This window comes from Corynebacterium sp. HMSC066C02 (genome assembly GCF_001814945.1).
Taxonomy (GTDB): Bacteria; Actinomycetota; Actinomycetes; order Mycobacteriales; family Mycobacteriaceae; genus Corynebacterium; species Corynebacterium aurimucosum.
Genome location: NZ_KV818445.1, coordinates 68,837 through 93,417 on the forward strand (window position 1 = coordinate 68,837; position 24,581 = coordinate 93,417).

Consider the following 24,581-nt stretch of genomic DNA (forward strand, 5'->3'; position numbering starts at 1 on the left):
TGACTAACGCTGCGGCTTACTAACACTGCAGCTAACTAACTACAGTGGGACGCGAGCCAGCCGTCGAGCTCGGATTCCGGGGCATCGGGAGCGATGGGGTCCTCGGCGAATTCCTCGCCCGTGCGCGCCTTGTCCTTGGCCGTGGTGAGCATGAGCGAGCGGCCGTCCGGATAATCCAGGACCACGTTGGCAGAGGCGTAGCCGGCAGTCGGCTCACCGAAGGTCCGCACGTTGTCCAGCCCGCGGAAGGCTAAGAGGGTGGCTTCGGCGGAGGAGGCGGTCTCACCGTCGGTCAGCACGGCGACGGGAACGTCGAGCTTGCCGCCCGCTGTGGTGGTTGCAGTACCTCCGCCGGTCACGGAGTTTCCATCGATGACCACGTCAGTTGTGCCCATACGGCTGACGAAGGAGAGCGCGGTGCCATCCGGTAGCAGGGGGCTTAAGCCCGCATACATCGGCCCCATGTCGCCGCCGTCATTGCCCCGCAGATCCACCACGGCAGCGCAGGCCTCCGGGTGGGCGGTCAGACCCTGCGCAAGCGTGTCGGCATAGGCCTGGCCGTCATCGTGGCGGCCGATGGAGGGCACGGTCGCGCGCAGGACGCCGTCCTCGAAGTCGACCGAAGGCTCGGTGCTTTCGGCGGCCTTTTCCTTTTCGGTGCTAAAGACCTTGGAGTGCTTGCCGCCGGCGGCGTTGATGGCGGCATCGAGGAGCTCGGTGTTCGTGGGGTCCTCCTTGAAGGCCTCGCGTGCGCGCTGGAATTCCTCACTTTCGCCATAGATTCCGGAGAGCGCTGCGGTATCCACCATCGCGGTGTTGATGCGCTTCTCGCTGGCATTAAAAAGAAACACGGGTTTTCCGAAGAATGCCCCACCGTAAGAGGGGCCGAAGAAATACACGGCCGCAGCCACGGCGATGAGGGCAACGAGAAAAAGTCCGCCGAAGATTTTCAGTACAGTTTTCATTCTTTTCTCCCTCCGGTTCGCAGCACGTAGCCGCGCAGGGGCTCAACAAGGATAATGGCAAGCAGCGTGACCAGCCAGCCCACGGCTAGGAATCCGAAGGCCATGAGCAGACGGCCAAGAACGTCGACATTGCTTTGTTCGACGCTGGAGAAGAACATCAGCGAGGCGATCCCGCCGCCGAAAAGGAAGCCGAAGAAGCTCAATCCCACCACAGGCCCCATGATGGTCAGGACACCGGAGCGGAACTGGAAGCCGCGCGGCACGCCCATGAGATCCAGGGAGCGGATGAGTTCCTTGTCTTCGAAGATGCCGGAGACCTGCCCCAGAATGATGGACATGGTGGTCAGCGTGAAGCCGAAGATGAGGGTTAATAAGACACCGGTGGAGATGTCTTTGAATACCACGTTCATTCCGGGATCTTCCTTGAGCACGAGAGCCAAGGCGTCGGAGCCCAAGGGGGCGGCAACGAGAAAGCCCGCCAAATAGCCGAAGAACGCGATGGCCGCACTCCGCTTCCATGCCGGGCGCGCATTGCCCGCCACTCGCTGGCAGGCCACGAAGTGCGCGGTGCCAGGAAAGAGAGACATGATGTGTGCGCCGAGCTGCAAGATAAAAGGGGAAATGAGGTTGATGCTCATCACCATGCCAAACATGACCACGATGACCATGGCGGTCGGCGGGCCCGCCTTTCCGGAGAGCAACACACCACCGATACCCGCGATGATGAGGAAGACGATGACGCGCCACCAGCGATAGGCCGCGGGCATCTGGCGCTTGGCCACCCCCAGGGGGCTCACGCGCACGCGCTGCATACCGACGAGTGCCGCACCGATAGCCAACACAAAGAGCACACCGGCCACGGCCAGATAACCCCACCACGGGAGAAGAATCTCGGATACAGCAATAGAACGCATCTGGAAGTCCACCTGCGTAAAGACCGGCGCGATGAGCAGGCTGATCAGCCCACCGAGCACGATGCCGATGATGGCTTGCAGGCCCGTCTCCACGATGGCCATGCGCTCCACCTGGCGGGAGCTCAACCCCAGAAGACGCAGGGTGGCCAGGCGCTGCTCCCGGCCGGAGGCGCCGAGGACGGCGGCTTGGGCTGTGAGGTTAAACAGCGCCGGAAGAATGAAGGCGCAGGCCAGCAGGGCCAGGGCAAACCAAGGATAAAGAAAGGCCTCCATCTCGTTGCCGAAGGCCTCCTTGAGCGCGGGCGCGGCTTCCTCGACATGCTGGGCTCGTTGCCAAAACATCCACGTACCGCCCGCGACGAGGAAGGCAATGGCGGAACCAATGGTCAGGCTCACAATAGCCAACAAAGAAACGATTCCCGTTCCGGAGCGCGCGCGAATGGATTCGCGTTGCAGGTCAAAGACTAAAGTCGCGGTGTTCATCGGATCACCTCGAGGCGGCGGTCATCGTGGATGATGCCATCGCGAATCTCCACGCGGCGCTGCATCCAGTCGGCCACCTTCGGGTCGTGCGTGACCATGATCAGGCTCGCCCCGGACTGGCGCACGATGGTGGTCAGCATCTGCATGACCTCGTGACCCGTGGATTGGTCCAGCGCACCGGTGGGCTCGTCGGCGAAGACCACGCCCGGATTGGCCACCAGCGCACGCGCGATAGTCACGCGCTGCGCCTGGCCACCGGACACCTGCGCCGGGCGGCGATCCGCCAGGCCGCCCAGGCCCAGCTGGTCCAGCAGCTCCATCGCGCGCTTGCGGGCAGCACTCCGACCCATACCGTTAAGCATGGCTGGCAGCGCCACGTTATCCACGTTGCTCAGCTCCGGCAGCAATTGACCATCCTGGAAGACGAAGCCGAAGTTGCGCAGGCGGAGGCGGGAGCGGGGGCCGTCGCCAAGCGCGGAGAGCTCCTCATCTCCGTAGCGCACGCTGCCGTGCGTGGGGGTCAGCACGCCGGACATGCAATGCAGCAGCGTGGACTTGCCGGAACCAGACGGCCCCATGACGGCCACGAGCTCGCCCGGTTCAATGTCGAGGGAGATTCCGGCGAGCACCGGGCCGCCGCCAAAATCCTTGGTGATGTCTGTCAGGGAAAGTGTCTGTGCCATGTCTCTCATTCCACCGTGAAGGGCCCGCAGAAAGAACAGCCCTAGCGTTGCTCTTTACGGTAGTGCCAGCACTACCCCTGTAGTCGGTGGCGCCCGTTATGCTGAAAGCCGTGTTCCGAAGAAAGCCCCAGCCCGCCAACCATGAGCAACAGCAAGCACAGAAGATTGCGCAGCTCACGGCCTCGCGCCGCGCCATCGCGGATGCCTATGAGGTGGAGCGCGCACGCATCGAGCGCGACCTGCACGACGGCGCGCAGCAATACCTCGTGGCCGCGAGCATGAAGTTGGGAGAGGCACTTCTCGACGCCCCCGCAGACCTCGCCGAGCTGCTCACCGCCGCCAAGCAGGACGTGGACCGCGGCCTGCACTCCCTGCGTGCCACGGTGCACGGCATCCACCCGCAGGTCCTGCAGGATCATGGTTTGGTGGCCGCGCTTGCCGACGTCTCCTCTTCCCACGGCCCCCACGTCAGCGTCTTCGCCCCGCATCCTTTGCCAAAGCTCTCCGCTTCCGTGCTGGCCTGCGGCTACTTCTTCGGCACGGAAGCTCTGACGAATGCGGCCAAGCACGCGCCCGGCGCGCCGGTCTCCGTTTTAGTGACCGCAGATGCCTCTTTAAAAATCACCGTGGTGGATGAGGGGCCGGGCGGCGCGCAGGTTGTACAAGGCCACGGCTTGGCAGGGATGGCCGAGCGCCTCGCCGCTTTCGGTGGGGAGATGACTTTATCGTCTCCCCCGGGCGGTCCCACGAGGCTGGCGTGCTCGATTCCTCTTCTTCTCGATCGCGGACAGTCAGGAGTGTAAGAAATGAGTTTGAGAATCGTGGTGGCGGATGATTCCGCCATTCTGCGTGAGGGTCTCGCCGGCCTTCTGGAGCGCCGCGGGCATTCGATTGTGGGCCAGGCGGATTCTGCGCCGGCGCTCGAGGCGGTGGTGGACAAGCTGCGCGATGAGCTGCCGGATATCGTCATCACGGACGTGCGCATGCCACCGGCCATGGGCGATGACGGTTTGAAAGCCGCCGTGAACTTGAGAAATGCCTACCCGGGCTTACCCGTCATGGTGCTCTCCCAGTATGTAGCCCCCGCATACGCGGTGGAGCTCTTCGACTCCCCTGATGCTGGCACCGGCTACCTTTTGAAAGACCGCGTCTCCGAGGTGCGGGACTTCCTCTCCAGCCTGGACGTGGTGGCCCAGGGCGGTACCGTCATCGATCCCACCGTGGCGCAGGCTTTAATGAGCTCAGGGCGCAGCGGACTGGGCGAACTCACCCCGCGCGAGCGCGAGGTGCTCGAATTGATGTCGCGCGGAAAGTCCAACAAGGACATCGCCGCCGAGCTCGTCCTGTCTTCCGCCGCGGTGGCCAAGCACGTCTCCAATATCTTCACCAAGCTGCGTTTAGATCCCAGTGAAGACAACCGCCGCGTCAAAGCGATTTTGGAGTACCTCTCCGCGCACCGCTAAACCGGCCGCTGCCGTTTTGACCTCGTACTCCACACGGCTAGCAGCTGTATGTTTTCACTCCTCGAGCACGTTATCTTGACTACGTTCACGGTAAATAAGGCCCAAATTTTCGCGATTTTTCGGCCTTATTTACCGTGAACGACATCAAGCACCCCTCGCACACTCACACAAAGAACCGGTGCCACATCCACGGCGGGTCCAGATACCGTTTCGTCCCTTGTGCCACCCCGCGCACCTGCTCCACCACCTTGTCTAGATGATGCTCAATCGTGGTCGCGGTGAAGTGGAGGGGCGTATAGCCGCGATGCACCACATCATTCAACTTTTGGCGGTCAAGCTCGAACTGCCGGCGGTTTTCCCCGCGGTGATAAGCGTAGCCGTCGACCTCGATGGCAATCTTGTGCTCTTCTAAAAGGAGATCCCACCGATAGGGACCGATTTTCGCGTTGTTGAGCACTTTAAAGAAGGGCTCCAATGCACGAGTAAGAGCTCGCTCGGGCACACTATCCGCACCGATGACTGCTTTCTCTAACACTCGCCGAGTGTGTTGCGGGAACCGCCGAAAGTCCATGGAGAGCAACTTCAGCCGCTTTTCCGCGTCCCTACCAGACAAGAACGTTTCCAGGAGCTTCACCGCGTGCTTTTCTTCTATGGCCTCCACCGCCTGCAGTGGATTGCAGACGTTTATCCCGTCATAGGGAAATACCCCCTTTGGGCGGGCGCGGCGACCGACATAAAAGCGCGTATCCTCTAAGCCTTTTTCGCGAATGAGCTGCAGTGGAAAGCCAGGTTTCCGCTCAAGAAGCACCATCGCTGCGGAATATCCGTCCAACGCACTGTCTGGCCAATGCCGGCTGAGCACCTGCGCTAGCTCGTATGCCGTTGGTTCACGCGGCAGGTACAGCCCCCGCGTAATTTTGATCGCCTCACCTTTGGCCGCTGCCGCTGCGCCTGCGCGGCCGACAATCTCCTCCATTTAGCCCCCTCCGATTGATTACCCCACCCCGTACTCCTCACAGTAAAGTGCCCCAACCAGTCCCGCAAGAAAACCCCGTAAGCTGGTGCGCATGCAGAACGTACAACCCACTGAAGTACCTGAAAACGCCCAGCTCATCGACGTCCGCGAGGGCCACGAGTGGAACACTGAGCATGCCCAAGGCGCCACGCACATTCCGATGGGACACCTCGTAGAGCGCCTCGACGAGATTGACCCGGACCGCGATATCTACGTCATCTGCCATGCAGGCGGGCGCAGCATGCAGGTCTGCCAGTACCTCGAGCACGCGAAAGGCTGGGACGTCATCAACGTCGACGGCGGCACGGACGCATGGAAGGCCCAAGGCCGCCCCATGGTTTACCCAAACTAGTGGGCCATAACCCATGATTTAAGTTTGCTACGGTAGGCGCGTAGTATCGTCGGCATGCCTACCTTTAACTCCGTATCGATTCCCACCTCGCTCCTAGAGTCCCCCTCCTTCCAGCTGGAGCGCCTCCGCCGCCGCACCCGCGAAGGCGTCGAGGCCGCACTACAAACGCAGAAGACCACCCTGCGCGAGTACTGGGTTCTCACCTGCCTGGTTGCGGAAGCCGCGTCCTCCCAGTCCGCACTATCGGAAACCTTGGCCATTGACGCTTCCGACATGGTGCGCCTGCTGGATTCACTGGAGTCTCGCAATTGGGTTAAGCGTGAGCGTGACTCCAAGGACCGCCGCCGCCAAATCATTGCCTCCACCAAGAAAGGCGTGAAGGCGCACAAAGAGCTCACCGTTTTGGTAGCGAAGGCCGAGGACGAAGCCCTCGACGCGTCCACCAACAAGCAGCTCAAGCACCTGCGCAAACTGGCCACCGCCATCATCGCGGCGGACACACCTGCCGATACAGAAAGCAGTGATGCTTAAATGACGGAACCCGATAATCTTCCCAGTACAGGGGGCCGCCATGCCCTACACACAGACGAGCCCGAGATCCCGGTAATGCCCGAGGTCCCCGAGCACTACCTCCTTGGTGATGAGGCCGCACCGGCGCGCACCCTCTGGGATATCGTTCAAACCACCGCCGAGCACTACCCCGAGGCCGCGGCCCTCGACGACGGTGAAATCCTCACCTACGCCGAGCTGCTTGCCGACGTCTCCGCATGGGCCACCGAACTCTACGCCAGCGGTGTGCGTCGCGGCGACCGCATCGGCATCCGCATGACCTCGGGCAAGCGCGAGCTCTACCTGGCTATCCTGGCCACGCTCGCCGCCGGCGCGGCCTACGTGCCCGTCGATGCCGACGACCCCGATGAGCGCGCCGAGATGGTCTTCGGCGAAGCCGATATCGATGGTGTGTTCACCGACGAAGGTTTCCGCATGTTGCGGGAGGGCGGGGCGCGGATGGCGCGCCCCGCGTTCGACGAAAAGGATGGCGGTGGAGATGGCGTCCCCTTCGAGGAACCGCGACCCGAAGACACCGCGTGGATCATCTTCACTTCCGGCTCAACGGGTAAGCCCAAGGGCGTGGCCGTAAGCCACCGCTCCGCGGCCGCCTTCGTTGATGCCGAGGCTGCCCTCTTTTTGGTGGATAGCCCGCACGGTCCGCTCGGTCCGGAGGACCGCGTCCTGGCTGGCCTCTCCGTAGCCTTCGATGCCTCCTGCGAGGAAATGTGGCTGGCCTGGGGCCACGGCGCCTGCTTGGTCCCGGCCCCGCGCTCCCTGGTGCGCTCCGGCATGGACTTAGGTCCCTGGCTGATTCGCCGTGACATCACGGTGGTCTCCACTGTGCCGACCTTGGCCGGCCTCTGGCCCGCCGAGGCCCTGGACAACATCCGCCTCCTCATCGTCGGCGGCGAAGCCTGCTCCCAGGAGCTCACGGACCGCCTGGCCACCGAGGACCGCGAGATGTGGAATACCTACGGCCCCACCGAAGCCACGGTCGTGGCCTGCGCGCAGCGCATGCTGCCGGGCAAGCCCGTGTCGATTGGGCTGCCGCTGAAGGGCTGGGACCTGGTGGTCGTCGACAAGCACGGCGTCCCCGTAAACATCGGTGAGGTAGGCGAACTCGTCATCGGTGGTGTGGGCCTGGCTGCTTACCTGGACCCAGTGAAGGATGCGGAGAAGTACGCGCCGCTGGAGTCCCTGGGCTGGGAGCGCGCCTACCGCACCGGTGACCACGTGCGCCTGGAAGAGGACGGCCTGTATTTTGTGGGCCGCGTCGATGACCAGGTCAAGATTGGTGGCCGCCGCATCGAGCTCGGTGAGGTGGAAGCTAACGTCGCCGCGTTGCCGAACGTGTACAACTCCGCCGTGGCTGTGCAGAAGACACCGGGCGGCGAGTCCGTGCTCGTCGGCTATGTCTCCCTGGATGACCCGGATGCCGGCTTCGACCACGAGGCCGCGCACGCCCGCCTGGCGGAGTCCATGCCGGCAGCGCTCGTCCCGCGCATCTGCGTCATGGAGGAGCTACCAATTCGCACCTCCGGCAAGGTGGATAAGAAGGCACTGCCGTGGCCGCTGCCGGGAGTGGGCGTCGAGGCAGACGGCCTCAACCCCACCGAGCAGTGGCTGGCGGAGCTGTGGGTGGACACCCTGGGTGTTTCCGTCGAGGGCGTCAACGCTGACTTCTTCTCCCTCGGCGGCACCTCGCTGGCCGCGGCGACTTTGGTCGGCCGCATCCGCGAGCGCTTCCCCACCGTGGCCGTGCGCGATCTCTACGACCACCCGCGCCTGGGTTCCCTGGCGGAGCAGCTTGCCGGTGCCGAGTCCGTCGAGGACGCCGGGCCCGCGCGCGAGGTAAAACCCGTCGGCGCCGGCACGCGCATCGCGCAAACACTCATTCAGCTGCCCATCATGACGCTGGCCGCCACGACGTGGCTGGCCTGGCTGCTCTTGGGCTCCAACCTAGCGAACCTGCTGGGTGTGGAGTGGGCCATGACCACGCCATGGTGGCTGGTCATCCTCCTTATCGTCATCTTTGTCACCCCCATCGGCCGCATCCCCATCGGTGGTTTCGGCGCGCGGCTGATCACCGCCGGCATTAAGCCCGGCGAATACCCGCGCGGCGGCTCCACGCACCTGCGCATTTGGGCAGCGGAGCGCTGGGCCGATGCTTCTGGCTCGCGCTCGATCGCGGGCGCGACGTGGGTCAACAACTATGCCCGCGCGCTGGGAGTGAAGATGGGCCGCGGAGTGGACCTACACTCGCTGCCGCCTGTAACGGGCCTGCTGACCCTGGGCAAGCACGCCGCGATTGAGCCCGAGGTCGATCTCTCCGGCTACTGGCTCGACGGCGATATCCTGCACGTTGGCGCCATTGAGGTCAAGGAAGGTGCTCGCGTGGGCGCGCGCTCGACGCTGCTTCCAGGCACCGTCGTGGGCAAGGATGCCCACGTCGAGGCCGGCTCCACCGTCACTGGGCGCAAGAAGATCAAGGACGGCCAGCGCTGGTCCGGCTCGCCCGCCAAGAAGGTGGGCCGCTCCAAGCATCGCTTCCCGTCGCATGCCCCGAAGCGCCGCCCGTGGTGGGTAGCCATCTACGGCGCTACTTCTATCCTGCTGGCCCTCCAGCCCATCGTGGCGCTGGCCGTGGGTGCTGCCGTGGTCGTTGCCCTCATCGCGGTGACCGAGGGCTCTGCCTTCGTCGGCTCCATCTTCTTCGCCCCGCTGGGCGCGCTTGCGGCATTCGCCACCTTCATGCTGCAAACCTGGCTAGGCGTGCGCATCCTCTCACTGGGCATCAAGCCCGGTGTGGCACCGGTGCGCTCCGCCAAGGGCTGGCGCCTGTGGGCCATCGAACGCCTCATGGACGAGGCCCGCACGCAGCTCTTTCCCATCTATGCCTCGCAGCTCACCCCAGCGTGGCTGCGTTCCTTGGGCGCGACGATTGGCAAGGACGTGGAGATTTCCACGGCCGTCATGGTTCCCAAGCTCACCGAGGTCAAGGACGGTGCGTTCCTGGCGGATGACACCATGATCGGCGGCTATGAGCTCGGTGGCGGGTGGATGCTCACGGGTGAGACCAAGGTGGGCAAGCGTTCCTTCGTGGGCAACTCCGGCATCACCGGACCCGGACGCAAACTATCGAAGAACTCGCTGGTTGCCGTGCTCTCCTCGACGCCGAAGAAGACCAAGTCCGGTGCCAACTGGTGGGGTTCCCCGCCGGAGCGCATGCGCCGCGTGGAGGCCCACGTGGACGGTGTGGAGGGCGAATCCCTCACCTATAACCCGGGCTTTGGGGTCAAGGCCGCGCGTGGTGCGATTGAAACCATGCGCCTGCTGGCTCCGATGACCTCGGCCATGTTGCTGGCGGGCACGTTGGCATCGCTCTACGCTCTTGCCGACGCCCTCGGCATCGCCACCGCCTGGGCCCTCGGCGGCCTCATCCTCATGGTGGCGGGCGCCATCGCGATGGCGATCACCGTGGCGGTCAAGTGGATCTGCGTGGACACGCAGACCGCTGGCGATCACCCTCTGTGGTCCGCCTTCGTGTGGCTCAACGAGCTACAGGACACCTTCGTGGAGGCGGTGGCCGCCCCGTGGTTCTTTACTCACACCTATGGCATGGGCGAGATCAACCAGGGCCTGCGCGCGCTGGGCGTGACGATTGGCCGCGGCGCCTGGATCGATTCCTACTGGTTCCCAGAGACGGACCTGTGCTTTGTGGGCGAAGGCGCTTCCGTCGGCCCGGGCACCGTGGTGCAAACACACCTCTTCCAGGACCGCGTGATGAGCCTGGACACCGTGACCATCAAGGCTGGTGCCACCTTGGGCTCGCATTCGGTGGCGCTGCCAGCCTCGGTCATCGGCAGCGTGGCAACGGTTGGCCCCGGCTCCTTGGTGATGCGTGGCGACCAAGTCCCGGGCAACTCCGAGTGGCAGGGAAACCCTATCGAGCCCTGGAAGAAATAGATAAAAAAATAAAGGAGGCGGCAGGTTTACCTGCCGCCTCCTTTTTATGCCTGACTCGCTAATGAGCGGTCGGGGTGCCGTGATTAGTCACCGATCTGGTCGCGACCGCGCTTGACAATCTTGTCATCCACCTGGTCAACGAGCTCGTGGTCCTTGTTGGTGTACTCAAACTTGGAGAGCACGTAGCGCATCGCGTTGATGCGGGCACGCTTCTTGTCGTTGGATTTAATGGTGATCCACGGAGACTCTTCCGTATCGGTGTAGCGGAACTGCTCCTCCTTGGCGCGGGTGTAATCATCCCACTTATCCAAGGACGCTAGGTCCATGGGCGAAAGCTTCCACTGACGGACGGGGTCAATCTGGCGAATAGCGAAGCGAGTGCGCTGTTCCTTGCGAGTCACGGAGAACCATAGCTTAGTCAGGGAGATACCCGAGCCTAGGAGCATGTTCTCCAGCATCGGTACCTCGCGCAGGAACTCTGCGTGCTGGGACTCTGTGCAGAAGCCCATGACGCGCTCCACACCGGAGCGGTTGTACCAGGAGCGGTCGAAGAAAACGATTTCACCACCGGACGGGAAGTGCTGAATATAGCGCTGGAAGTACCACGACGTGGACTCGCGCGGGGAAGGCTTCTCCAGCGCCACGGTGCGCGCACCACGCGGGTTGAGGTGCTCGTTGAAACGCTTAATGGTGCCGCCCTTACCCGCGGCATCGCGGCCCTCGAAGAGGATAATGTGGCGCTGGCCGGTTTCCTTCGTCCAGTTCTGCCATTTCAGCAGCTCAATCTGCAGGGCGCGCTTGATGGATTCGTACTCATCGCGCGTCATGCGCTCCTCGTACGGGTAGTTCTCGCGCCAAGTCTCGACAGGCGAGCCATCCGGCATGATCAGCGAGGGATCATCTTCATCAGAGTCATCGACGACGTAGCCGTCGGTCTGCGCAAGGTCGATCTCGGGGAGTTCGTCGTCTTTAATGTCAGCCATACCTTTAATTCTATCTAGGAAGCAGACATCTGGCGCGATAAAAGAAGTTGTAGCCGCGTGATTTACCCCCGTATGCCCGATGGGCGGCAGCATCCGCCCAGAATGTACGTTTCTAACAATTAGTGCCCCCAAAAGTCGGGCGAGATCTGGGGGCTTAAATGATCGTTCCGTACCCGCCGCGCGTACACGTTGGTACGTTTTCGCACGCAAGCTCATGAAACCGCCTGGTTTCGGGGGCTTATTTGCGAAAACGTACCACGCCACCGCGCTGGCCGAACTCAGTCCGGCGGCCCAGTCCTAGGCATCCGTCCGACGGCGAATTTCGGAAATGGGAAACCCCGCTGCCCAAATGGGTCAGCGGGGTTAGCGCTTAGTACTGCGTGAGCAGCGTGCTTTTTAGAGCAGGCCGATCAGCTTGGAAGCGCCGGAAGCCATGTCGCCCAGGTTGTAGAAAATGTTGAGCAGGAGGCCGATGATGCCGGAGGAAGAAAGGGTACCCATTTGAAATCTCCTTGGGATTGAAAGTGTGTGTTTAGTGCTGCCCTAAAGGGAAGCTAGTTTACTTCTTGGAGGACAGAGCCTCGAGAGCGGAGGTGTTCGGCTTAACAACGAAGGAGTCACCCTGCTGAGCAGCGCCGGAGATAGCGTCGAAGACGCCAGCGAAGCCGGTGAAGAGCTTCTTGATGCCGTCAGCGAAGGTAGCGAAGTTACCGAGCTGGTCACCGATGAAAGAAAGATCCATTGTGGTCTCCTCTTGTGAAGTCCGGGTAAAGAGATTGCCCGGAGGGGGTTTGCGGTTTTGCAGACACCCTCAGCGGGCGTCACAAGGAACTATTTTGGCACACCACTGACACATTGCAAGTGAATTCGTGGGTGATTTTTCGCGCAAAGCGCTCCGAAAATCAGAATCACTTTTCAGGTTATTAATTCATCTTCTATTAACCTAGCCTGCAACAACGCGCCTATCTGCAGAAATAGGGAGCGCTCGAAATGAAAGCTTAAGAAATCTTCCTCAGAACGTAACGTTAGCTCCCTGAACCACGATTCATAGGCTTGCTTTACAGAGTAAACTCGCGAAATATTTTTCGCAGAAGCGCCCCGAATTACCCCTATTCGGGGTGCTATAAGGACACAAAAGTGTCTCAAGAGGAAGAAAGCTCCCCACGGTCAACCGTGGGGAGCTCGTAATTTGCTAAGGCCTGAAGCCGCAATGCACTTCAGGCCGGGAAGCTAAGGACTAGAAGCCCATACCGCCCATTGCGTCAGCGTCCGGCATGCCAGCGCCTGCACCGGCCGGCTCCGGCTTATCAGCCACAACCGCCTCGGTGGTCAGGAACAGGGCTGCGATGGACGCAGCGTTCTGCAGCGCGGAGCGGGTGACCTTCACCGGGTCGTTGATGCCCGCAGCCATCAGGTCCACGTACTCGCCAGAAGCGGCGTTGAGTCCCTGGCCAGCCGGCAGGGAGGCAACCTTGTCAGCGACAACACCCGGCTCCAGACCAGCGTTCTGAGCAATCTGCTTCAGCGGAGCAGAGAGTGCCTCGCGCACGATCTTGACGCCAGTAGCCTCGTCACCGGTGAGGTCCGAGAGGGAATCCAGAACCTCGGCTGCCTGCAGCAGAGCCACGCCACCACCGGCGACGATGCCCTCCTCTACGGCAGCCTTAGCGTTGCGCACGGCATCCTCGATGCGGTGCTTGCGCTCCTTGAGCTCAACCTCGGTAGCGGCACCAACCTTGAGGACTGCCACGCCGCCGGCCAGCTTGGCCAGGCGCTCCTGCAGCTTCTCGCGGTCGTAGTCAGAGTCGGAGTTCTCGATCTCGGCACGGATCTGCTTGATACGGCCGTCGATCTGCTCCTGGGAGCCAGCGCCCTGAACGATGGTGGTCTCATCCTTGGTCACGACAACCTTGCGGGCCTGGCCGAGGTACTCGATCTCAGCGGTCTCCAGGGAGAGGCCAACCTCTTCGGAGATGACCTGGCCGCCGGTGAGGATAGCCATGTCCTGCAGGGTGGCCTTGCGGCGGTCGCCGAAGCCCGGAGCCTTCACAGCAACGGACTTGAAGGTGCCGCGGATCTTGTTGACCACGAGGGTGGACAGGGCCTCGCCCTCGACATCCTCAGCGATAATCAGCAGCGGCTTGCCGGTCTGCATGACCTTCTCCAGCAGCGGGACGAGGTCCTTGATGTTGGAAATCTTGGAGGAAACCAGCAGGATGTACGGATCCTCGAGGACTGCCTCCTGGCGCTCCATATCGGTAGCGAAGTAGCCAGAGATGTAGCCCTTGTCGAAGCGCATACCTTCGGTGACTTCCAAGTCAACGCCGAAGGTGTTGGACTCCTCAACCGTGATAACGGAATCCTTGTTCACGGAGCCGTTGCCCACGGTGTACATAGCCTCGGCGATCTTCTCGCCGATTGCCGGGTCAGCGGCAGAGATACCTGCGGTAGTGGCGATCTCTTCCTGGGTCTCTACTTCCTTTGCGGAGGAAAGCAGGGAGTCAACAACCTTCTTGGTAGCGGCCTCGATGCCGCGCTTGATGCCCATTGGGTTGGAACCAGCAGCTACGTTGCGCAGGCCCTCACGCACGAGAGCTTGTGCCAGAACGGTAGCGGTGGTGGTGCCGTCACCGGCGACGTCATCGGTCTTCTTGGCTACTTCCTTGACCAGCTCAGCGCCGATCTTCTCGTACGGGTCCTCGAGCTCGATCTCGCGCGCGATGGAGACACCGTCGTTAGTAATGGTCGGAGCGCCCCAGGACTTCTCCAGGACGACGTTGCGACCCTTGGGGCCGAGGGTGACCTTGACGGCGTCAGCAAGCGTGTTGAGACCACGCTCGAGGCCGCGACGTGCCTCTTCATCGAAGGCAATAATCTTTGCCATGTGTTTGTGCTCCTTAAGCTTTGTTGAGGACGACACTCACGTCTGATCTATGACGGACGCCCGCGACGGCACGGCTGGCGAGTGTTCTCCAGCCCCAACCACATAGATGATTCTGTTTATTTCTGGCACTTGCCATGTGGAAGTGCTAGCGACCATTCTGGCACTCAGCCCCCGCGACTGCAAGGTTCAACACGAACGGGCGGTGCATAAGCACCGCCCACTAGATCGCATCGCCCGTTAAACCGAACCACTCATCAACACGAAACCTTTATCGCGTTTAAGACGCAGCCTTCTTCGCCGTCCACTTGTAGGCCGCCGCGATACCGCCGACAAAGAGAATGACGCCAACGAACTTGGCTGCCGTCCCGCCCTCGAAGATCTCCAGCGGGGACTCGCCGGCCGAGGCCGCGATGATACCCGCGTTGACCACGCCAAAGAGGGACTCACCCACGATGAGGCCAGTAGCCAGCAGCGTGCCCATGCGCTTGACAAAATCCGGCTTGGACTGGCGGGCTGCCCAACGGTTGTAGAAGTAACCCAGGAAAGCACCGATCGGCACCACAACGGTGATGGCTGCCGGCAGGTACATGCCCATGCCCACCGCCAGCGGGGACAGGGAGTACTTGTCGGTGAAGTGGCGCAGGCACTCATCCACGATGATGATGACGGCACCAATCGCCGCGCCCAGACCAATCAGGTCCCACGGCAGCGAGTTATCAAAAATGCCAGATGCCACCGAGGACATCAGTGCGGCCTGCGGGGCAGCCAGCGCATCCTCACCGGCACCCTCCATGCCCTGGAAACCAAAGCCGGTGAGCATGACCTGCAGAATCGGCGGAATCACCAAGGAGCCGAAGAGAACACCAATGATGAGCGCTACCTGCTGCTTCCATGGCGTCGCGCCAACCAGCTGACCGGTCTTGAGGTCCTGCAGATTGTCATTAGAAATAGTCGCAATGCCGAAGACGATGGCCGCGGTAAACAGCGTGTAGGCCACCAGCGAGAGCGGCTCTGCATCCGTGCCGCGGGTGACGGCGGCAATCAGGAGCGCAGCGGCAATGACCGCGATGATGCCGATGGAGGAAATCGGCGAATTAGACGCACCGATGAGGCCAGCCATGTAGCCGCACACCGATGCGATAACGAGGCCCACCAGCAAGGTGAAGAGCACGGAGACCGTAATCAGCACGCCCATGTGCTCATGAATATCGGTGCCGCGAACGAAGTTCCACAGCAGCAGTCCAATCGGAATCATCAGGACCAGGATGGTGCCAATGACATAGGGCGCTGGAATATCGCGCTCCTCCACTGCCACTTGCTGGCCGTCCTTGCGGTTGCGGGAGGAAGCAAAAGACTCTGCCATGCCCTTGGCAATCGGACCCGTAATCTTAATCAGCGTCCATACGGCGGCAATCGCCATGGTGCCCACGCCGATGAAGCGGATCCTATCGGAGAAGACCGAATCGACGGTCTCCATGATGGCGGCCGGATCACCCAGGCCCTCACCACCGGTGAGGATGGGCAGCAGGATGAGGTAGGAAATGACCACGCCGACGAGCATGGCGATACCGACGGCCAGTCCGACAAGGTGGCCCACGCCGACCAGCGCCAGCGAGAGGGAGGTGCCTAGCGTCGTCGCACCTGAGCCGAATTTGAAGTAGGTGGCCACCTCAGAGGCAGCCGCCTTCATTGCTGCCAGCAAAGCCATAAACGCGGAGAGGATGCCGCCAAAGACGATGACGCGCAGGCCCTTCGCGTTTTCCTCGTGGGCGGCTTCGCCGTCCTCACCGGAGCTATCGCCCACCTTGAGGACCTCGGCCGCGGCCACACCCTCCGGGTAGGGCAGGTCCGAGCCCGTCACCAGCGCGCGGCGGAGCGGGATGGAGTACATCACGCCGAGCACACCACCGATGGCGCACACCGCGGCGGTATCGATGAAGGAAAAGCCCTGCCAGTAGCCCACCATCACCAGGCCTGGGAGCACGAAGATGATGGCGGACAAGGTCCCGGCTGCCGATGCGATGGTCTGCACAATGTTGTTCTCTTTGACGTTGTGCCCGGCAAAGCGGCGCAGCACCGCCATGGAAATCACGGCGGCAGGAATGGACGTGGCAAATGTCAGGCCTACTTTAAGGCCGAGATACACGTTGGCGGCAGTAAAGATCAGAGTGATGAGTCCACCGATAATAATGCCGCGCAGCGTGAGCTCGCGGAGCGTGGACTGGGAACCTTCGGCGGTCGTCGTCGCCATGTCAGGTCCTTTCTAAGGAATAGTTACTAGAACCCGGGATATATTACTCCCTACTTGTCGATAGACCGATTCGGGGATACGAGTAGGTTGGAGGGCATGACCAAGATTTCTGAGTTTGTCAGCAACGACCGCGATACCATTTTCCAGCAGCTCAAGGAGCTCGTCTCCTTCAATTCCGTCCACAACGAGCCGGGTCTAGAGGAGCAGACCGCGAAGGCAGCGGAGTGGGTTCACGCCGCGCTTGTCGACGTCGGCTTCACCCCCGAAGCCATCACCACCGCTGATGGTTCCACGGCGATCGTCGCCAAGCGCCCCGGCAAGGAAGGCGCGAAGACGGTGCTGCTCTACTCGCACTATGATGTCGTGCCCGCCGGCAACCCGGAGGCCTGGGGCTCCGATCCCTTCACGCTGACCGAGCGCGATGGCCGCTGGTACGGCCGCGGCGCCGCGGACTGCAAGGGCAACGTCGCTATGCACCTAGCGGCCCTGCGCGCACTCGACGCTCACGGTGGAACCGACCTCAACCTCACCGTGCTTATTGAGGGTTCTGAGGAACGCGGCGGCGAGGGCCTGTCCGCACTCATCGAAGAGCGCCCGGAGCTCTTTGCTGCCGACGCCATCCTCATCGCCGACGCCGGCAACGCCAAGGTGGGTGTGCCGACGCTGACGACCTCCCTGCGCGGTGGCTCGCAGATCAACGTCAAGGTCTCCACCCTCCACTCGGCTGTGCACTCCGGCCAGTTCGGCGGCGCGGCTCCCGACGCTGTCAAGGCGCTCATGCGCGCGCTGGATTCCCTGACGGATGAGTATGGCCGCACGACTATCGACGGCGTCGATTGCGAGGGTACCTGGCCGCTGGCCGAGGGCCAGGACACCGCTTACAGCGAGGAGAACTTCCGCGCCGACGCGCAGATGCTTGAGGGCACCGAGGTCATGGGCGCGAAGGACCCGGCCGGTGCCACCGCCATCGCGGATATGATTTGGGCCCGCCCGGCGATTACCGTCACCGGCTTTACCTCCACCCCGGTGGCCGAGGCCGTCAACGCCGTGCCCGCTACCGCTGAGGCCAATATCAACCTGCGCACCCCCGCCACCATGGATCCCCGCGCCACCGCGGAGGCCGTGGCCGAGCACCTGAAGAAGCACGTCCCGTGGGGCGCACACATCGAGGTCACCATCCTGGAGGCCAACCTGGGATTCGAAACCGATCCGGCAAAGCCCGCCGTGGCTCTGCTCGGCGAGTGCCTCGGCGAGGCTTTCGGGGCCGAGACCATCACCCAGGGCATGGGCGGATCCATCCCGCTGACCGTGGAGCTGCAGGAGAAGCACCCGAATGCCGAGATCGCGCTCTTTGGCGTCGAGGAGCCGCAGTGCACCATCCACTCCGCCAATGAGTCGGTCGACCCGAGCGAAATTGAAAAGATCGCCATCGCTGAAGCGCTCTTCCTCCAGCGCTTCGCCTAGGCACCAGTCCAACGCCCAGCCACAGGATCCGCCGGGCGTTGGTCTCCCTTCTCCTGAGCTAGGCAGTTGGCGAGGTGGCGGAACGCCAACAGGAGACGCATATATAACTGTATGAAACGAAAATGTGAAAACTGGGATTTCAGACTGTATCGTGAGCATTAGTGAACGCCCGCCAGCGCGGTGGGTTTAACCCAGTCCCCCGACAAGGAAAGGACGCCACCGCAACCTCGTGCTCACTCTCTTTTGCGCCTTGGTCGTAGCATCCATCGCCGCTCCATTCCTCATTTTCTACCTTGGCCGCCGCGCCTTCGGGCTCTTGGCAATCGCCCCTGCGGTCGGCTTCTTCTGGGTACTCCAGCAGCTCACTACTGGCACGCTACGCAACGGCAACCAGCTGGCTTATGACCTCAACTGGATGCCAGCCGCGCACCTCAATATCAGCTTCCGCATGGACGCGCTTTCCGCGTTATTCAGCCTCATCATCTTGGGAGTAGGCGCGCTGGTCTTGCTTTATTGCTGGGGCTATTTCGACCATCCTCGGCGCCGCCTTGCCCTCTTCGGTGGCCAGATGGTGGGCTTTGCCACGGCCATGTATGGCCTGGTCATTTCCGATAATTTCCTGCTGCTCTACGTCTTCTGGGAAATCACCTCCCTGCTGTCTTTTCTCTTGGTGAGCTATTACGGCGAGCGCGCCTCGTCGCGTCGATCAGCGCAGCAGGCGCTCATGGTGACCGTTCTAGGCGGCCTCGCCATGCTGGTCGGTATCACCCTCCTCGGCCGCCAGACCGGCGCGTGGTCTTTCAGCGGTATCGCCGCCACCGAAGACCTCGCCAACACCCCCTACCTCACCGTGGCGATCGTGCTGATTCTCTGCGGTGCGCTCTCCAAGTCCGCCATCGCCCCGGCCCACTTCTGGCTGCCCGGCGCCATGGCCGCGCCGACCCCAGTCTCGGCTTACCTGCACTCCGCAGCGATGGTGAAGGCCGGTATCTACCTCGTCGCGCGCCTTGCTCCCTCGGTGCATGACATTCCTACCTGGCACCTCGTGGTCATCCCCCTGGGCGCCTTCACCATGCTGCTCGGCGGCTGGATGGCGCTCAAGCAGCGTGACCTGAAGCTGGTTTTGGCTTATGGCACCGTCTCACAGCTGGGTTTTATCACCGCCATCATCGCCATCGGATCCCGCGAGGCCATGCAGGCAGGACTGGCGCTAACGTTCGCGCATTCCCTCTTCAAGGCTGCGCTCTTCATGATCGTCGGTGCTATCGACCATTCGACGGGAACGAGGGACATCGACAAGCTTGCGGGCCTGGGCAGGAAGAGCCCCGCGCTGTATGTCCTAGCTATCCTCCCCGCGATGTCCATGGCGGGCATTCCACCGCTGCTGGGCTTCGTGTCCAAGGAAGCCACGCTGGAAGCCATCATGGGCGAGGAGCTGCTCGTCGGCATGCCGCGCAACATGCTACTCGTTGCCGTCGTCGTCGGCTCCGCGCTGACGATGGCCTATGCCCTGCGCTTCTTGTGGGGCGCGTTCTCCTCCAAGGGGCAGGAAGAGCCTTCGGAGGCAGTGGCACACATGCACCACATCGGCCCCTTCCTGTGGATCCCGCCGACGGTGCTGACCTTGCTCACCATCTTCTTTGGCCTGCGGCCGCTGCCGCTATCCCACGGCATCACGCAGCACCTGGACAACACTTTTGGGACGGAGCAGGCTTCCGAACTAGCCCTATGGCATGGCTTCACCATCGCGCTGCTGCTTTCCGTGGTCATTGTCGCCGCCGGTTTCCTCCTGCACTGGCAGCGCCAGGCGCTCACGAAGGCCCAGTTCACCTACCCGGCCCTGGGCTCGGCAGATGATTCCTACGACGCCGTGATCAACGCCCTACGCCAGCTTTCCCTGCGCATCACCGCCTCCACCCAGCGCGGTTCGCTGCAGTTCAACCTCACGGTCATTTTCGCTACGCTCATGGTGCTGCCCATCGTCATGCTCATCAACGGTGATATCACCAACGTGCACATGATCGTGGCTGAGAACCCTTGGCAGGCCATCGCTGCGGTGATCATCATCATCGCTGCTGTCGCAGCCACCGTGCTGGATAACCGCCTCTCGGGCGTCATCCTCGTCGGCGTGACCGGCTACGCCTTGTCTTTCATCTTCGCGCTACAGGGCGCACCGGACCTGGCGCTAACGCAGCTCCTTGTGGAGACCATCATCATGGTGCTCTTCATGCTGGTACTGCGCCGTATGCCGGCCAATACCGAGTGGAAGCAGGAGCCCAAAACCGGTCGCTTGCGCGCCTGGCTGGCAGTCGGCGTGGGCCTGGCCGTCACCGTGATCGGTATGTTCGCTATCAACGCCCGGCGCGAGGAACCCATCTCGCAGTACATGCCGGAGTTGGCCAAGGAGATTGGCCACGGCGCCAACACGGTCAACGTCCTGCTCGTGGACCTGCGTGCGTGGGATACCTTTGGCGAGATCACGGTGCTCGTCATTGCCGCAACGGGTATTGCCTCGTTGATTTTCCGCACGCAAAGCTTTACCCGTGCCTCCCGCCGCCCGACCTTGCAGGTCACTGGGCGCCGCTGGCTGGCTGCAGGCGTGGAATCGGAGAAGGCGCTCAACCGTTCGCTCATGGTGGACGTGAGCACCCGTATTCTCTTCCCCTCGATGATGGTGCTGTCCCTGTACTTCTTCTTCGGCGGCCACAACGCCCCTGGCGGCGGTTTTGCTGGCGGCCTCGTGGCAGCCTTGGCGCTGATTCTGCGCTACCTGGCGGGCGGCCGCGAGGAGCTCGAGGAGGCGCTGCCACTCGACGGCGGCCGCACCATGGCGGTAGGCCTGCTGTTCTCCCTCAGCGCCGTCATCACCCCGATGCTCCTGGGCTATCCACCACTGACCTCTGGGTACACGAAGATCGGCGTACCGCTCATCGGTGATGTTTCCTTGCCGTCGGCGCTCATTTTCGACGCCGGTGTCTACCTCATCGTCGTCGGTCTCACGCTCTATGTCTTGTCTTCCTTGGGTGCCAAGCTCGATGAGGAAGAAGAGATGCGTAAGCAGCGCGCCCGCGACCGCGCCCGTTCCCTGTCACGCCGGGCGAAAGAGAAAGAAACCACTGCCACCGCAGAGAAAGGACACGCCTAATGGATGCCAACCTCATGCTCCTGCTCGCTGCGGGCGTGCTCTGCGGCGCCGGGGTGTACTTATTGCTAGACCGCGCCATGACCAAGATGCTGCTCGGCATCTTGCTGCTGGGCAATGGCGCGAACCTCTTCATGCTCATGGCTGGCGGCAAGGCGGGCTCACCGCCAATCGACGGCCGGACCTCCTTGCCCTATGGCGAGGACATCGCCGATCCACTGGCCCAGGCGATGATCCTCACGGCCATCGTCATTTCGATGGCGCTGACCGGCTTCATCCTCACCTTGGCCTACCGCCAATATCGCTACCGCACCGCGGACGTGATTGAGGATGACACCGAGGACGCCGCCATCGCCGCGATTGCCTCACGTCCGGGCAACGCCTCGGCTGCCCCCGACCATGACGCCTCCAATGACCCGACCACCGGCCGCAACACCAAGGAAGGCGATAAATTTGGCCCCGAATTCTTCGAGGCTCCCGTGAAGGAGGCCACCGATGAGTGAGACCATCTCACCCCTGGTGGATCTGCTGCTGCCCTATATCAGCTACCTGATCCCCCTGCCGATCATCATCCCGGCCTTGGCTGCCGCGCTAGCGATGCTTTGTGCACGCAATGCCAATGCGCAGCGCCGCATCGCTTTCTTCTCCCTGCTCACGCTCGCCACCGTGAATGCCGCTCTGATTTTCATCGCGGATACCACCGGCATTCAAACCCTGCAGGTGGGCGGCTGGGACGCCCCAGTGGGCATCACGCTGGTGGCGGACCGTTTGTCCACGGTCATGCTCTTTACCTCCTCCGTCGTCCTGTTCTCCGTCATGTGGTACGCCATTTCACAGGGCGTGCGCGACGGCACTAAGGACGAGCCGGTGGCGACCTTCCTGCCCACCTACATGTTGCTAACCATGGGCGTGAACGTGTCCTTCCTGGCCGGTGACTTGTTCAACCTCTACGTGGGCTTCGAAATCTTCCTCGTGGCCTCCTATGTGCTGCTGACCCTCGGCGCCTCGCCCGCGCGCGTGCGGGCCGGCGTGGGCTACGTCATGGTCTCCATGGCCTCCTCGCTCATCTTCGTACTGGCCTTGGCTTATATCTACGCCACGGTGGGCACGATGAACATGGCCCAGATTGGCATCCGGATGGAGGATATCCCGGCGGGCACCCGCTCCGCAGTGTTCGCCGTGCTGCTCATTGCCTTTGGCATTAAGGCGGCCGTCTTCCCGTTGGATGCCTGGCTGCCGGACTCCTACCCCACCGCACCGTCCCTCGTCACCGCGGTCTTCGCGGGCCTGCTCACCAAGGTTGGTGTCTACGCCATCATTCGCGCGCGTACCTCAATCTTCACCGATGGAGGGCTGGACGGCCTGCTCATGTGGGTCGCGCTGGCCACGATGCTCGTGGGCATTTTGGGTGCTATCGCCCAATCGGATATCAAGCGATTGCTGTCCTTCACGCTGGTCAGCCATATCGGCTATATGATCTTCGGCGTTGCCCTCGGAACCGCGCAAGGTTTGTCGGGCGCCATTTTCTACGCCGTGCACCACATTCTGGTCCAGACCGCGCTCTTCTTGGTGGTAGGCCTCATCGAACGCCAGGCCGGCACTTCTTCGCTGCGGCGCTTGGGCTCGCTGATTTATACCGCGCCCCTCATCGCTATTTTGTACTTCATCCCGGCCATGAACCTGGGTGGCATCCCTCCCTTCTCCGGCTTCCTGGGCAAAATCATGCTGCTCCAAGCCGGCGCGAACGAGGGCTCGTGGATGTCCTGGGTCCTCATCGGTGGCGCGGTGGTCACCTCCCTGCTCACCTTGTATGTCATGGTGCTCGTCTGGGCCAAGGGCTTCCTGCGTGACCGCGGCGACGCCCCCGAGGGCAACCTCGCCATGGTGCGTCCTTCCCCGCTGGGCGAGGTCACTGAGTACGTCGAGCTGGAAGAGCGCGACGACGTCGGCCGCGTGCCCTTCGGCATGCTGGCCTCCACGTCCCTACTCGTCATCGCTTCGGTGTCGATGTCCTTCCTGGCGGGCCCCATCTCCGGTGTCACCACCCGCGCGGCCACCTCGGCGCAGGATGATTCCATCTACCGTTATGCCGTGCTGGGTGATTCCGCCGAGGCCCCGACGCGCCACCTAGACCCCGCCGAGCGCTACGAGGAGGGCGCGGATTCCCGCAAGAACCGGAGCGAGCCCATCCCGGATCCGGAGCCGGTGGCGCCGACAACGAGGACGTCGCCAAGCGCCACGCCCGCTCTGCCCACCACCGTGCGCAAGGATGAAAAGGAGGTATCGCGATGAGATTTGCCGGGATTAAGCACCGCTTCCGGCCCTGGTTCATGGTGTGGATCATCGTCATGTGGTGCATGCTCATGGGCGAAGTCACCGTGGCGAACCTGGCAGGCGGGCTGCTTGCCAGCCTGTTCATCGTCTTCGCGCTACCGCTGCCGGCCATGCCCGTGGCAGGAATTTCGGTGAGCTGGGGCAAGCTTTTCATCTTCATGGCGCAGTGGTTTGTGGAGCTAATGGAAGCTTCCCTCAAGGTTGGCTGGCTGGCGGTGCGCCCGCAGGAAGTGCCGAAGACCGCAATTGTGAAGTTGCCGATGCGCGTGGAGAACGAGTTCGTTCTCGCGCTGGCGGTGAGCTTGTATAACCTGCAGCCGGGCGGCACGGTGTCCGATATCGATATTGCCAACCGCATGCTCACCATCCATCTCCTCAACGCTGACTCTGAGAAACACTTGGAGCGGGAGATCGCGGCGGTGTGCAAGCTGGAAGCCGATATGATTGCCATCTTCGAAAGGAGCCACCCCTGATGGATACTGACGTGTATAACATCCTGCTCACCGTGGCCGCGGGCTTCCTTGTGGTGGCCTTCCTCATCACCACGTGGCGCATCGTCATCGGCCCCAACTCGCTCGACCGGCTCATCGCCATGGACGGGCTCGTGGCCATGTTCCAATGCGCCCTGGCCACCTATATCTGTTGGACCTTGGACACCACAGTCTCCAACGCGATGCTGGTCGTGGCGCTCCTCGGATTCATTTCGACGGTCTCCGTTACTCGCTTCAGGAAGAGGGATTCATGAGTTACGCACTGATTGCCGATGTCCTCTCCATCATCCTCATCCTCGTCGGCTCGATACTCATTTTGGCGGCCGCGATTGGAGTGGCACGGTTTGGGGACACGATGGCGCGTGTGCATGCCATCGCTAAACCACAGACCACGGGGCTCATCTTCACCATTCTGGGCGCCATCATCAAGGTGACGGGTTCGGAGAGCTTCAGCGTGGCTGAGCGCGGCGACTTGGGCATCCTGGTGCTGCTTGTCCTTTTCGCCATGATCACCAGCCCGGTGACCGCACAAAGAACCACGCGTATCGCTCGCCGCGAGGGCCTGTACGGCACGCCGGATTCGATGCTGCACAACGAGGCCCCCGCCGCGCGTTCCCTGCGCCGAAAGTAAGGACACGG

20 protein-coding genes are annotated in these 24,581 nt (G+C 62.3%); 12 read left to right on the forward strand and 8 right to left on the reverse strand.

The window, feature by feature from the left end; all coding sequences use genetic code 11:
- Window positions 1–35 precede the first annotated feature (35 nt).
- The 3 genes from HMPREF2996_RS03690 to HMPREF2996_RS03700 are packed head-to-tail and all read right to left on the reverse strand — an operon-like array spanning window position 36 to window position 3,045.
- Window positions 36–965 carry a S41 family peptidase gene (locus HMPREF2996_RS03690; protein WP_070730151.1) on the reverse strand — a complete coding sequence of 310 codons (930 nt, stop codon included), beginning with the start codon at window positions 963–965 and terminating at the stop codon, window positions 36–38.
- Window positions 962–2,362 carry an FtsX-like permease family protein gene (locus HMPREF2996_RS03695; protein WP_070445866.1) on the reverse strand — a complete coding sequence of 467 codons (1,401 nt, stop codon included), beginning with the start codon at window positions 2,360–2,362 and terminating at the stop codon, window positions 962–964. The genes HMPREF2996_RS03690 and HMPREF2996_RS03695 overlap by 4 nt, the downstream gene beginning before the upstream one ends.
- Window positions 2,359–3,045 carry an ABC transporter ATP-binding protein gene (locus tag HMPREF2996_RS03700; RefSeq protein ID WP_070730153.1) on the reverse strand — a complete coding sequence of 229 codons (687 nt, stop codon included), beginning with the start codon at window positions 3,043–3,045 and terminating at the stop codon, window positions 2,359–2,361. Before HMPREF2996_RS03700 ends, HMPREF2996_RS03695 begins: the two co-directional genes overlap by 4 nt.
- A gap of 98 nt (window positions 3,046–3,143) precedes the next feature.
- Between HMPREF2996_RS03700 and HMPREF2996_RS03705 the strand changes: the two genes are divergently transcribed.
- Together HMPREF2996_RS03705 and HMPREF2996_RS03710 are read left to right on the forward strand one after the other, a co-directional pair.
- Window positions 3,144–3,848 (forward strand): sensor histidine kinase, encoded by a 705-nt coding sequence (locus tag HMPREF2996_RS03705; protein ID WP_070730155.1) that lies wholly within the window; start codon window positions 3,144–3,146, stop codon window positions 3,846–3,848.
- A 3-nt stretch (window positions 3,849–3,851) separates the two neighbouring features.
- A complete protein-coding gene (locus HMPREF2996_RS03710) occupies window positions 3,852–4,508 on the forward strand; it encodes a LuxR C-terminal-related transcriptional regulator (protein ID WP_070645531.1) in 657 nt (218 codons plus the stop codon).
- A 163-nt stretch (window positions 4,509–4,671) separates the two neighbouring features.
- On the opposite strand, the gene HMPREF2996_RS03715 is transcribed toward HMPREF2996_RS03710, so the two are convergent.
- Entirely contained in the window at window positions 4,672–5,484 is an 813-nt protein-coding gene (locus HMPREF2996_RS03715) for an endonuclease domain-containing protein (RefSeq protein ID WP_070730156.1), read from the reverse strand.
- Window positions 5,485–5,575: 91 nt separating this feature from the next.
- Here HMPREF2996_RS03715 and HMPREF2996_RS03720 point away from each other — a divergent pair, with 91 nt between their 5' ends.
- The 3 genes from HMPREF2996_RS03720 (at window position 5,576) to HMPREF2996_RS03730 (ending at window position 10,393) form a co-directional block, all read left to right on the forward strand.
- Window positions 5,576–5,875, forward strand: a complete 300-nt coding sequence (locus tag HMPREF2996_RS03720) for a rhodanese-like domain-containing protein (protein WP_070711733.1) — start codon at window positions 5,576–5,578, stop codon at window positions 5,873–5,875.
- Window positions 5,876–5,929: 54 nt separating this feature from the next.
- Window positions 5,930–6,406, forward strand: coding sequence for a MarR family winged helix-turn-helix transcriptional regulator (locus HMPREF2996_RS03725; protein ID WP_070546251.1), 477 nt, complete (start codon window positions 5,930–5,932; stop codon window positions 6,404–6,406).
- Between the two features lie 75 nt (window positions 6,407–6,481).
- Window positions 6,482–10,393 (forward strand): Pls/PosA family non-ribosomal peptide synthetase, encoded by a 3,912-nt coding sequence (locus HMPREF2996_RS03730; RefSeq protein WP_210398895.1) that lies wholly within the window; start codon window positions 6,482–6,484, stop codon window positions 10,391–10,393.
- Between the two features lie 83 nt (window positions 10,394–10,476).
- Here HMPREF2996_RS03730 and ppk2 read toward each other — a convergent pair whose 3' ends face one another.
- From ppk2 to HMPREF2996_RS03750, 4 genes are all read right to left on the reverse strand, one after another.
- The gene (ppk2, locus tag HMPREF2996_RS03735; protein ID WP_010188788.1) at window positions 10,477–11,376 is read right to left on the reverse strand and encodes a polyphosphate kinase 2; all 900 of its coding nucleotides are present in this window, start codon (window positions 11,374–11,376) and stop codon (window positions 10,477–10,479) included.
- A 559-nt stretch (window positions 11,377–11,935) separates the two neighbouring features.
- The gene (locus HMPREF2996_RS03740) at window positions 11,936–12,118 is read right to left on the reverse strand and encodes a PorH family porin (RefSeq protein WP_070564148.1); all 183 of its coding nucleotides are present in this window, start codon (window positions 12,116–12,118) and stop codon (window positions 11,936–11,938) included.
- 495 nt (window positions 12,119–12,613) lie between these two features.
- Window positions 12,614–14,260: a chaperonin GroEL gene (groL, locus tag HMPREF2996_RS03745; RefSeq protein ID WP_070445838.1), complete on the reverse strand. Its 1,647-nt coding sequence runs from the start codon at window positions 14,258–14,260 to the stop codon at window positions 12,614–12,616.
- A 277-nt stretch (window positions 14,261–14,537) separates the two neighbouring features.
- The gene (locus tag HMPREF2996_RS03750) at window positions 14,538–16,511 is read right to left on the reverse strand and encodes an OPT family oligopeptide transporter (protein ID WP_070730160.1); all 1,974 of its coding nucleotides are present in this window, start codon (window positions 16,509–16,511) and stop codon (window positions 14,538–14,540) included.
- Window positions 16,512–16,607: 96 nt separating this feature from the next.
- On the opposite strand from HMPREF2996_RS03750, the gene HMPREF2996_RS03755 reads away from it, so the two are divergent.
- From HMPREF2996_RS03755 to HMPREF2996_RS03785, 7 genes are all read left to right on the forward strand, one after another.
- A complete protein-coding gene (locus HMPREF2996_RS03755; protein ID WP_070645523.1) occupies window positions 16,608–17,975 on the forward strand; it encodes a dipeptidase in 1,368 nt (455 codons plus the stop codon).
- 229 nt (window positions 17,976–18,204) lie between these two features.
- Window positions 18,205–21,120, forward strand: a complete 2,916-nt coding sequence (locus tag HMPREF2996_RS03760; RefSeq protein WP_070445826.1) for a Na+/H+ antiporter subunit A — start codon at window positions 18,205–18,207, stop codon at window positions 21,118–21,120.
- Window positions 21,120–21,620 carry a Na(+)/H(+) antiporter subunit C gene (locus HMPREF2996_RS03765; RefSeq protein WP_070445823.1) on the forward strand — a complete coding sequence of 167 codons (501 nt, stop codon included), beginning with the start codon at window positions 21,120–21,122 and terminating at the stop codon, window positions 21,618–21,620. Before HMPREF2996_RS03760 ends, HMPREF2996_RS03765 begins: the two co-directional genes overlap by 1 nt.
- On the forward strand, window positions 21,613–23,409 hold the full coding sequence (locus HMPREF2996_RS03770; RefSeq protein WP_070730162.1) for a Na+/H+ antiporter subunit D: 1,797 nt from the start codon (window positions 21,613–21,615) through the stop codon (window positions 23,407–23,409). The genes HMPREF2996_RS03765 and HMPREF2996_RS03770 overlap by 8 nt, the downstream gene beginning before the upstream one ends.
- A complete protein-coding gene (locus HMPREF2996_RS03775; RefSeq protein WP_070730165.1) occupies window positions 23,406–23,924 on the forward strand; it encodes a Na+/H+ antiporter subunit E in 519 nt (172 codons plus the stop codon). The genes HMPREF2996_RS03770 and HMPREF2996_RS03775 overlap by 4 nt, the downstream gene beginning before the upstream one ends.
- The gene (locus tag HMPREF2996_RS03780) at window positions 23,924–24,196 is read left to right on the forward strand and encodes a monovalent cation/H+ antiporter complex subunit F (RefSeq protein ID WP_010188770.1); all 273 of its coding nucleotides are present in this window, start codon (window positions 23,924–23,926) and stop codon (window positions 24,194–24,196) included. Before HMPREF2996_RS03775 ends, HMPREF2996_RS03780 begins: the two co-directional genes overlap by 1 nt.
- Window positions 24,193–24,573, forward strand: a complete 381-nt coding sequence (locus HMPREF2996_RS03785; RefSeq protein ID WP_070730167.1) for a monovalent cation/H(+) antiporter subunit G — start codon at window positions 24,193–24,195, stop codon at window positions 24,571–24,573. Before HMPREF2996_RS03780 ends, HMPREF2996_RS03785 begins: the two co-directional genes overlap by 4 nt.
- Window positions 24,574–24,581: the final 8 nt, after the last annotated feature.